The sequence below is a fragment of the Microvirga arsenatis genome (assembly GCF_009910705.1).
Lineage (GTDB): Bacteria > Pseudomonadota > Alphaproteobacteria > Rhizobiales > Beijerinckiaceae > Microvirga > Microvirga arsenatis.
Map to the genome: position 1 here is coordinate 1 of NZ_JAAAXJ010000041.1, position 8,445 is coordinate 8,445.

The 8,445-nt window shown below is 61.8% G+C and carries 7 protein-coding genes and 1 pseudogene; 3 read left to right on the forward strand and 5 right to left on the reverse strand.

All coding sequences use genetic code 11. The annotated features are described in order from the left end of the window. Positions 1-582 precede the first annotated feature (582 nt). Together GR303_RS23800 and GR303_RS23805 are read right to left on the reverse strand one after the other, a co-directional pair. A complete protein-coding gene (locus tag GR303_RS23800; RefSeq protein ID WP_161726900.1) occupies positions 583-2,826 on the reverse strand; it encodes a PAS domain-containing sensor histidine kinase in 2,244 nt (747 codons plus the stop codon). Between the two features lie 7 nt (positions 2,827-2,833). Beyond that, positions 2,834-3,025: a type II toxin-antitoxin system ParD family antitoxin gene (locus tag GR303_RS23805; RefSeq protein ID WP_161726898.1), complete on the reverse strand. Its 192-nt coding sequence runs from the start codon at positions 3,023-3,025 to the stop codon at positions 2,834-2,836. Between the two features lie 494 nt (positions 3,026-3,519). Between GR303_RS23805 and GR303_RS23810 the strand changes: the two genes are divergently transcribed. The 3 genes and pseudogenes from GR303_RS23810 to GR303_RS23820 all read left to right on the forward strand — a co-directional run. Beyond that, positions 3,520-4,758, forward strand: coding sequence for a sensor histidine kinase (locus GR303_RS23810; protein ID WP_343038510.1), 1,239 nt, complete (start codon positions 3,520-3,522; stop codon positions 4,756-4,758). Between the two features lie 258 nt (positions 4,759-5,016). Continuing rightward, positions 5,017-5,532: a hypothetical protein gene (locus GR303_RS23815; RefSeq protein WP_161726896.1), complete on the forward strand. Its 516-nt coding sequence runs from the start codon at positions 5,017-5,019 to the stop codon at positions 5,530-5,532. Between the two features lie 337 nt (positions 5,533-5,869). After that, positions 5,870-6,169, forward strand: a pseudogene (locus tag GR303_RS23820) (OmpA family protein); the annotation flags it as partial. 34 nt (positions 6,170-6,203) lie between these two features. Here the strand turns inward: GR303_RS23820 and GR303_RS23825 are convergent. The 3 genes from GR303_RS23825 to GR303_RS23835 form a co-directional block, all read right to left on the reverse strand. Then, entirely contained in the window at positions 6,204-6,701 is a 498-nt protein-coding gene (locus GR303_RS23825) for a GrpB family protein (RefSeq protein ID WP_161726895.1), read from the reverse strand. Between the two features lie 87 nt (positions 6,702-6,788). Continuing rightward, positions 6,789-7,799 carry a class A beta-lactamase gene (bla, locus tag GR303_RS23830; RefSeq protein ID WP_210253394.1) on the reverse strand — a complete coding sequence of 337 codons (1,011 nt, stop codon included), beginning with the start codon at positions 7,797-7,799 and terminating at the stop codon, positions 6,789-6,791. Between the two features lie 101 nt (positions 7,800-7,900). Beyond that, positions 7,901-8,445: helix-turn-helix domain-containing protein (locus tag GR303_RS23835; RefSeq protein ID WP_161726891.1), on the reverse strand; the 545-nt coding region annotated here is incomplete at its 5' end.

Sequence of the window (8,445 nt, forward strand, 5' to 3'; positions counted from 1 at the left end):
GGGTCCGTCATGGCGTGGTCTCCAATGGGACCCTGGCGCTCCAACGCCCGAATCCCGTTTTGTGGGCTTCAACACCCGGAGACTACGCCACCCTCTCAAAAGTCCACCACATCCCAGACGGCACCATACGAAGCCAATCTAGTCCCGTTCACGGATGGCCTGTTTAGTCATTGGGCTCGATGTAAACCTTTGGCTGTTTGTAAAACGGTTCACAGGAAGCAACTGCTTCCTCGCCTGAGGTCGCAGTCATTGGCGTCGAGCTCTTGCTCGTCGCGGTTCTCCCAATTCTGCAGGTGTATACCACCCCGGCCGAGACTGCTACCGGGCGCCGCATCGTTATCATTGACGGAATCACCGTCGATACTCCTGAGAGCTTCCGCTCAAGATGCGAGGCGGAACTGAAGCTTACATTGGCCAACTCGCTCGGGAGGGGCGGGTTTCAGCGTGGCGGCACGTGCTGGGCGCATGAGAAAACCCGCCTGGCCTACACCAGACGGGTACTATTCGGGGCAGAGGTTCTGTCGCCGGGACACAGGGCTCAATGGCAACAGTAAGTCTTAGCTTGTGCTGGAGGTTGCCCCTTTAGGTCAGGGGAGCATCTACGGTACAGACAAGGCCTGTTGGGGCAAACTCAATCTGCACATCCCCATCAAGGTCCTGCGCCAGGCTGCGCTCGATCAGCCGGGTGCCGAACCCGCGGCGGGTGGGCGTCTGGACAGGAGGTCCTCCGGTCTCTTCCCACCGGAGCTGCAGGCGAGCCGGAGCCTGTGACGAACCAACAACCTGCCAGATGATCCTGATCTCTCCTGCCGCATTCGACAGGGCTCCGTATTTGACGGCATTGGTGGCAAGCTCCTGGAGCGCCATGGCCAACGCCAGAGCCATGCGGGGGGACAGGCGAACCTCGGGGCCTCTCAGATGCAGACGATCCTCTCCACGGCTGCTGTAGGGTTCGACCGCCTGGGCAACGATCTCCCAGAGGTTCGCGCCGTCCCAATTCTCGCGGGTGAGCACATCGTGGGCACGGGACAAGGCAAACAATCGCCCCTCCAAAGCCTCCTTAGCGTTCAGTGTGGTTGGCGCATTCCGCAGTGTCTGCGAGGCAATGGACTGAACCGTCGCGAGGGTGTTCTTCACCCGGTGGTTCAGCTCGTTGATGAGAAGCTGTTGGTGCTCCTGCGCCTTCTTTTCAGCACTGATGTCGCGCACCTCGATGATGGTGCCGATGGTTCTTGCATCCTCGTCCCAGATCGGGCTGGCCGTGAAGGCGACTGGATAGAAGCTGCCGTCCTTGTGAACGAACACCTCCTCGCCCTGCATCTGATGGGCCTCCGGGAAGGCTCGGTCGATCGGGCATTCTTCCAGGGGGAAGTGACTGCCGTCAGGCCGGGTGTGGTGGATCACGTCATGGAGCGCGCGCCCCTGCACCTCGTCCAGCGTATAGCCGGTCAGCTTTTCGGCCGCCGCATTCATGTAGACGCAGTGCTGGTGCTCGTTCATGAGGAAGATCGACACAGAGGCGTTGTTGAGAACCGCATTCAACCGCCGCTGGCTTTCTCTCAAGGCCTCCTCACCTTTCTTGGTGGCGGTGATGTCGCGCGAGACGGACAGGAGCCTTTCCACCTGTCCGTCTGCTCCCATGATAGGAGTGACGGCCACGTCCCACCATTTGAGCGTTCCCTTGGCCGTCGGCGTTGGCCCCTGGAACCGGGCTGTACCGCCTGCCAAGGCGGTCTCGATGGCCTGCCGCGCCTTTTCATGCTCCGGGCCGAACCAGAAGGAGCGCCAATCGCAGTCCCGGATAGCACCGAAGTCGTCCACCTCCATCACCTGCATGCCGCCCTGGCTCATGAACTGGAGCCGGGCGCCGGTGTCGAGCACCTTGATGCAGTCTGTGGAGCTGTCCAGGATGCGGCGGTTGAACTCCTCGCTGGCGCGCAATGCCTCCACCGACTGCTTCGCTTCTGTAACGTCGTAGCCTTCGACGAAGATGCCGGTGACCTGCGCGTCGGCATCCTTAATCGGCTGATAGATGAAGTCGACGAAGCGCTCCTCAAGGGGGCCGCCAAGCTGCCGCTGCACGCGAACAGGCACACCCCGTCCGACAAACGGCTTCCCTGTTCTGTAGACGCTGTCGAGAAGCTCAAAGAAGCCTTGCCCTTCGATCTCCGGCAGTGCCTCGCGGACGGGCCTCCCGATCAGGCCCCGGTGCCCAACGAGCTGGAGGTAAGCGTCGTTGGCCAGTTCGAAGACGTGGTTTGGGCCGCCCAGCATGGCCATGATACCGGGGGCCTGCTCGAACATCTGCCGCAGCCGCTCGCGCTCGGCGACGCTCCGGCGTTCCGCCTGGACCTTCTCGGTGGTTTCCGTTGCCGCGCAGAACATGCCTGCGACGTGGTCGTTCTCATCCCAGATAGGTGTGTAGGAGAAGCTGAACCAGGCCTCTTCCAGGTAGCCATGGCGTTGCATGGGGATCAGGAGGTCCTCATGCCAGCTAGGCTTACCCGCCAGCGTGTCGTCGACCAGGGGCTTGATCTGGCTCCAGATGTCGGACCAGACCTCCGCGAAGGGGCGTCCGAGTGCGTCGGGGTGCTTGGCCCCGAAGATCGGCGCATAGGCATCGTTATAGAGGAAGGCGAGCTCCGGCCCCCAGGCGATGAACATGGCCTGCTGGGCATTCAGCATCACCCGCACAAGGGTGCGCAATGACTGGGGCCAGGCTTGAGGATCGCCCAAGGGCGAGGCTGACCAGTCATGAGCGCGCATGCGCGCTCCCATCTCGCCGCCGCCCTGGAGGAAGCTCGAACTTTTGGTGGTAGCGTCCAAGAACCGCTCAACCAGCATGAAATGTTCCGGTCGCCGCCCCCTTCATCTGCTCGATGCGGCGCTCCCTCTCGTCGAGCAGGCGAAGCGCCGCGCGGACCACCTCGCTGGCGCTGCGATAGCGCCCGGAAGCAACCTTGTTGTCGACCAGGGCCTCCAGCTCAGGGGTGAGCGAGACGTTTCGTGTCTTACGGGTTCTCATGAAATCCGGGAAAGAGGAGGAGGGGCCGGTGTCAATGAGTGACACCTAGCAACACGCTGCTGATTGTCAATCTGGGCTAAGCCTTATCCAGGGCACCTGCACCAGAGGAGACGATCAGGGCAGCTTGGGCGTTCTCTACACCCATTGAATAAAATCGGCCCGGGAATGTGTTTATAAAAGATAATGGGCTTACCAAGCCTTGAGCATAGGCCGCCTCGTCCAAGTCTTTTCTGATGCGCTGTGCAGTGCATCTCAGACATCTTCTGAATAAGCTGAAATAACACCTTCTCCAGCTCCATAGTGGGTCTCCTGCAACATGGCGCCTCTCATCGGGAACCGCCGTCCCATTGGACCCAGCCCACCTGGAAGGTGACTGCCTTGGCGGGGTCCTGTCTACTCGTTTCGATGAAGCTCGACTGTGGCCTCCCGGAAACCTTGTGAGGTATGGCAGGTTGACCCTAACGGCAGGGGAACCTGCACCTTACCTTGCTTTCGTGCATTACATCACCATGCCGACACGATCCCCATCCTCGAAGAAGGCCGCAGGGGCGGCAAAGAAGGAAGGCCTTGAAGCGGCTCTGGAGAGCGCCGATATGCTCCGCCGCCACATGCGGATCATCGTTGATCTGGGTCGGCTCGCCTCCCAGCAACTCGACCTCAACCGCTTCCTCGGTCAGGCCGTTGTTCAAGTAGCACGCGCGGTGGAGATCAAGCACGTGAAGATCTTGCAGTACCGCCGTCAGACGGGCGATCTTCTGCAGGTGGCTGGGATCGGTTGGAAGGAGGGCGTAGTCGGCACCGCGACCTTCTCCACCGCCCTTAGGTCCCCTGCCGGACGGGCTTACCAGACGGGCGAGCCGGTGGTTATCACCGACACCAGTAACACCGCCGAGTTCACGATCTCACCCGTGCTGAAGGAGCACGGGATTGTGTCTCTCGCCAATGTCCCGATTCTGGTCGATGGCGCGGCTTGGGGCGTACTGGAGGTGGATAGCTCCACGCCTCGCGATTTCAGCGCCGATACCCTGAACTTCATGACGGCGGCAGCAGCAACCATAGGGACGGTTATCCGGCGGTTCCAGACGGCAGAGAGGGAGGCAGAAGCAATTGCTACGGCTTCCAGGGAAGCGCAGCAGCGGCATGAACTCCTGGCCGAGATGCAGCACCGGGTAAAGAACAACTTCCAGATCATTCTCTCGATGATTGCCCTGCAGAGGCGGCGCATCGATGAGGAGCCCGCACGACGGGTTCTTGATCACGTGGCAAACCGCATCAATGCGATCTCCCTGGCCCATGATCAACTCAATCCCACGCAGGGCTTTAGCAAGAATACGCGGTTGATCGATCTTTCAGCCTATCTCCGGGCGCTGTGCTCCAACATCGAGCAGCAGTTGGAGAACATCACCATCGAGGTTCAGGCCGATGAGATCGAGCTTCTGATCGACCGGGCTGTGCCTGTGGGACTGATCGTGAATGAAACCATCACGAACAGCGCCAAACATGCCTTCGGCGCTGAAGGAGGGGCAATCACGGTTCGGCTCGTGACGGGTGTCGGCGTGGGGGAGGCTCGGTTGACCGTCTCCGACAATGGCCAAGGGATCGACCCGTCCCGACCCCAGGGGTCAGGCACTCGACTGATCGCCTCCCTGGCTGCTCAGGTTGGTGGTCAGGTCGAACAGGAAAGCTCGAAGAAGGGCACCACAACCACCGTCCAGTTCCCGATCATCACCTGATCGCTGCGGGCGGTGTTTCCATGGAGCCTGCCTCAGTGGATGGACGAGGCGTCGACGCCGTCACGCAGAACGAGCCGTTCCAGACGGCGTGATCCTTATCGTAGGCCCCGCACGTGAGCCGTTCAACGTCGTCATAGAAGGGGGCAGACCCGCTGCCATCGAACGGGAGTGTGCCGATCCTGCGAATACAGGTTCCTGCTCCTAGTCATCTTACTTCACGCCCATAACTGGACGTTGGAATTTCCCGGAGGATGATTGATGAAACTAGCGCGTTCATGCTGGGCATTGGCGATCGGAATTGCGGCGGTCACAAGCGGAGCAGATCTGACCTTTGCCCAGTCTCAAGGCGTCGTCGCCTCAAGCACTGACACGACAACAAACCACGGTGGTGGAGGCGTGGGGGTCGAACTTGCACCCGGGGTACGCCTTGAGGTGGTCGAACTCCGTCGTTTGCCCGACAAGGGCGTCATGCAGCTAAAATTTGCGGTCGCCAATCAATCCGGCGGCGACACCAGCCTCAAGGATCACGGCTTGGCGTTCAATCATGAACTCAGAGACATTGCCGTCGTCGACTTCGCGGGTCGGAAGAAGTACAGCATTGGACACGCGGCATCTTGCCTCTGCAGCACCTTCAAGGACCGCGACGGCGGCGTGGTACGTGCTGGGGAGCGGCGAGAGTTCTGGGCTTGGTTTGGCATGCCGCCCGCCGGTGTGCGGCAGATGGCCGTGCAGATCCCGAACCAGCAGCCACTCATGAACATACCGCTGCTGTGAGAGAATAGGTTATGCGCACCTCCCCGTCGCGGCTCGTACTTGCAGGAGCGCTATCGGCCGTCATGGTTGGAAGCCCAGCCGATGCGCGGCCGCCTGAGGGCGGGCAATCTGGTCGCCCACTACTCCTGCTCCCAGTTCAGCCGATCAACCCTCAGCCTCTGGCGACGGGCTTGGCGGCTGGCGGAGCAAGTCAACCGCTAGCGGAGCCTCCCGCTACAGTTCCACCAGGGGCTGCCTTCCAGGTCGGCCCAGTTGTTTTTCCGGTGCAGCCCATCCCAGGGATTAAGTCCGAGAGCAGCGTTGATTTGCCTGCAGATCCTGCCTTAAGGCAAATGAGGTCCTGCGCAAGCTGGTCCACGAAGTTCAGACTCGCGTCGGGCATGCTCGGTACCGGGTGGAGGGGCATACAGATTGGATTGGAACCGATGCCTACAACGATCGCCTCTCGGCCCGTCGGACTGCGTCCGTGAAGGAGTGGCTCGTTCGCCACGCCAGCGCCGGGCGGGCTCATGTCGAAGCCGTGGGCTTTGGCGAGCGTCGGCCTGTGGCTTCCAACACAAAGCCCGACGGCAGCGACGACCCCGAGGGCCGTCAGAAGAACAGGCGGGTGGAACTCGTCGTGGATCCGCTGAGATGACCTTCCACCGGAACAGGGGAAGACTTACTTTGGTCTACTCAGTGCCCTGGTGTAGGCCAGTAGCCAGCCTGTCGATCCGCGCGCAGAATTCATCCTTTGCCGTCGCGTATGCTAGCGGATCGTCAGCGAAGCGGGCAGCAAGACGCAGCTTGAGATCCGCGTACGCGGCGGCCGCGTCCGGGTCGGAGCGCAGATAGTCCCGGAATCGGAGATGACGCCCGACCTCCGGATGATCTGACGGATACATGTGGAGATGGCGGCTGCGCGGGTTGCCCTTGGTGAAGTAGTAGCGCCCGTCAATGCCATTGGCGCAGCGGAACCCGTAGCCTAGCCGCCCTAAGGGCTTGATGCAGAGGACTCCGTCTTCTGGTTCCTGAAGGACAGCCAGGATGTCGATGATGGGTTTGGCGGCGAGCCCCGGAACGGCGGTGCTGCCGATGTGGTGCACCGCGCTCACACGGCACCCGCAGGCTTGCACGATGGCGGCGCGTTCCTGCGCGAAAAGATCAGCCCATCGCGGATCATAGGGCACCACAACGATCCGTCTCTTAGACATCTCAGACTGCACCTATGATAATCTGCTGGCCAGGAGGATTGTTTCGAGGTGCCAAGCCAATCCCTAATGGAGTGCCTCGATTGCTGCGCGCGTCACAGAGGCGATGAGCCGTTCGCGCTCCGCCGGGGGACGGTCCGAACCAGCCACGAACACTGCTACGACAATCTGCCGGCCGCCAGGCAAGGTCACAATCCCCACATCGTTGACCGCAGGACCGGTACCGAGTACGTCCATCGCCGTGCCGGTCTTGTGCGCGACGGCCGACCCTTCTGGAACACCGGCCTTGATGCGGGAGCCGCCGGTACGGGTGCCCGCAAGAATGCCAAGGAAGACGCGTGTCATAGGCTCGGACAGAAGCTCACCGCGCGCTAGCTTTGCAAGAAGGTGCGCGGCCGCCTTCGGGGTCGTCGTATCGCGGATATCGGCGAGGTAGGCCACTAAGGCCGCGCGCCTGACCGACGGAGGAAGGTCGTTCAGGGCTTCTGCAAGGGCTGTCTCGTTGGCCCATTCCGGTCGAAAGGGCGGCAGGCCGAGGGCCTCCGGCTGCATCTCCCTCTCGGATCGGTCGACGCGCATGCCAGCAATCCCGTGCCGGTGGAGTAGTGCGGTGACTGAGCCCGGACCGCCAGCAAGGCGCAAAAGAGCGTCGGAAGCGGTGTTGTCGCTCAGCTGAAGCGCGTGCTCCGCCAGTTGCCGGACGGTATAGGTGGCGCGCTCGCCTTTGAACTCCCGGGCGATCGGGCTCCACTGGATGCTCAAGTCCTCGCGTCCAAGCGCGATCGTATCATCCAGATTGAGGCGGCCATCATCGGCAGCCGTGAGGATCGCGAGGGCGATCGGGAGTTTGTAGACGCTTTGCATTGGAAAGCGCTCGTCACCCCGCCATGACCAGGCGCTTCCGTCCTTGAGGTCGACAAGGCCGACACCGAGCCGACCGGACCCTGTCTCCCCGTCCAAGGCCTCGATCCTGGCCGCGAGAGTGTCGGTCCGGAACTCAGCGCTCGCGGAGTGCGGATAGATCAGAATGGTGGACGCAAGTATCGTGAGGGCAAGGATCGTACGGACGGGATGCATGGGATTGGGATCCTGAAGCCAGTTGCCGATCTAGCAGCGGAGGGTGTGCAGGTCCTGCTTATCTCCAGGTCAGAGCAGGGTTGAGGCGCGGGCAAGAAGTGTCAGCGTACCATCCTAGCTGGCTTTCCCCAGGCGCGCCTAAAGGCACGGCCGAACGCCGACATGTTGGTATATCCGCAGCGCCGGGCGACCTCGCTCACCGGGAGACCTGTTCGCTGGAGCAGCGCCTGAGCCTGCTGCATTCTCAACTGCTCGAGGTACTTGGCCGGGGTGACGCCAAAGGCGTCCCGGAAGGTGCGGATGAAGTGGAACTCGGACATACACGCCTCGGCTGCGAGCTCGGCCAGCGATACGCCTTTGGTTACTCTGGAATGCAAGAGTTCTCTAGCTCGCAATACGCGGCGCAGGCGCTCGCCCCGGGTTGCTTTGTCTGCTGCATCAATCCGTTCGAGGGCTTGGGCGAGCTCGTGCCCGAATGAGAATGCTAGGGCGGAGACGCAATGCAGTTGTTCCTCGAGGGCCAGCTGGTCCGCTCCAGAGGTGAGCGCTTCGGCGAGCTTGCGCAACTCCTGCGGGAGCCGGGGGGTACTGCGCAAACTGAGGGACGACAGACCCCGGTCGAGCGCATGCCGCAGCGCCTGTGCGC

What these genes read in the sequence shown, in the direction of transcription:
- GR303_RS23805 (WP_161726898.1), bottom strand. Translation starts at nt 3,025, where the DNA reads ATGAGAACCCGTAAGACACGAAACGTCTCGCTCACCCCTGAGCTGGAG.
- GR303_RS23815 (WP_161726896.1), top strand. Translation starts at nt 5,017, where the DNA reads ATGAAACTAGCGCGTTCATGCTGGGCATTGGCGATCGGAATTGCGGCG.
- bla (WP_210253394.1), bottom strand. Translation starts at nt 7,799, where the DNA reads ATGCATCCCGTCCGTACGATCCTTGCCCTCACGATACTTGCGTCCACC.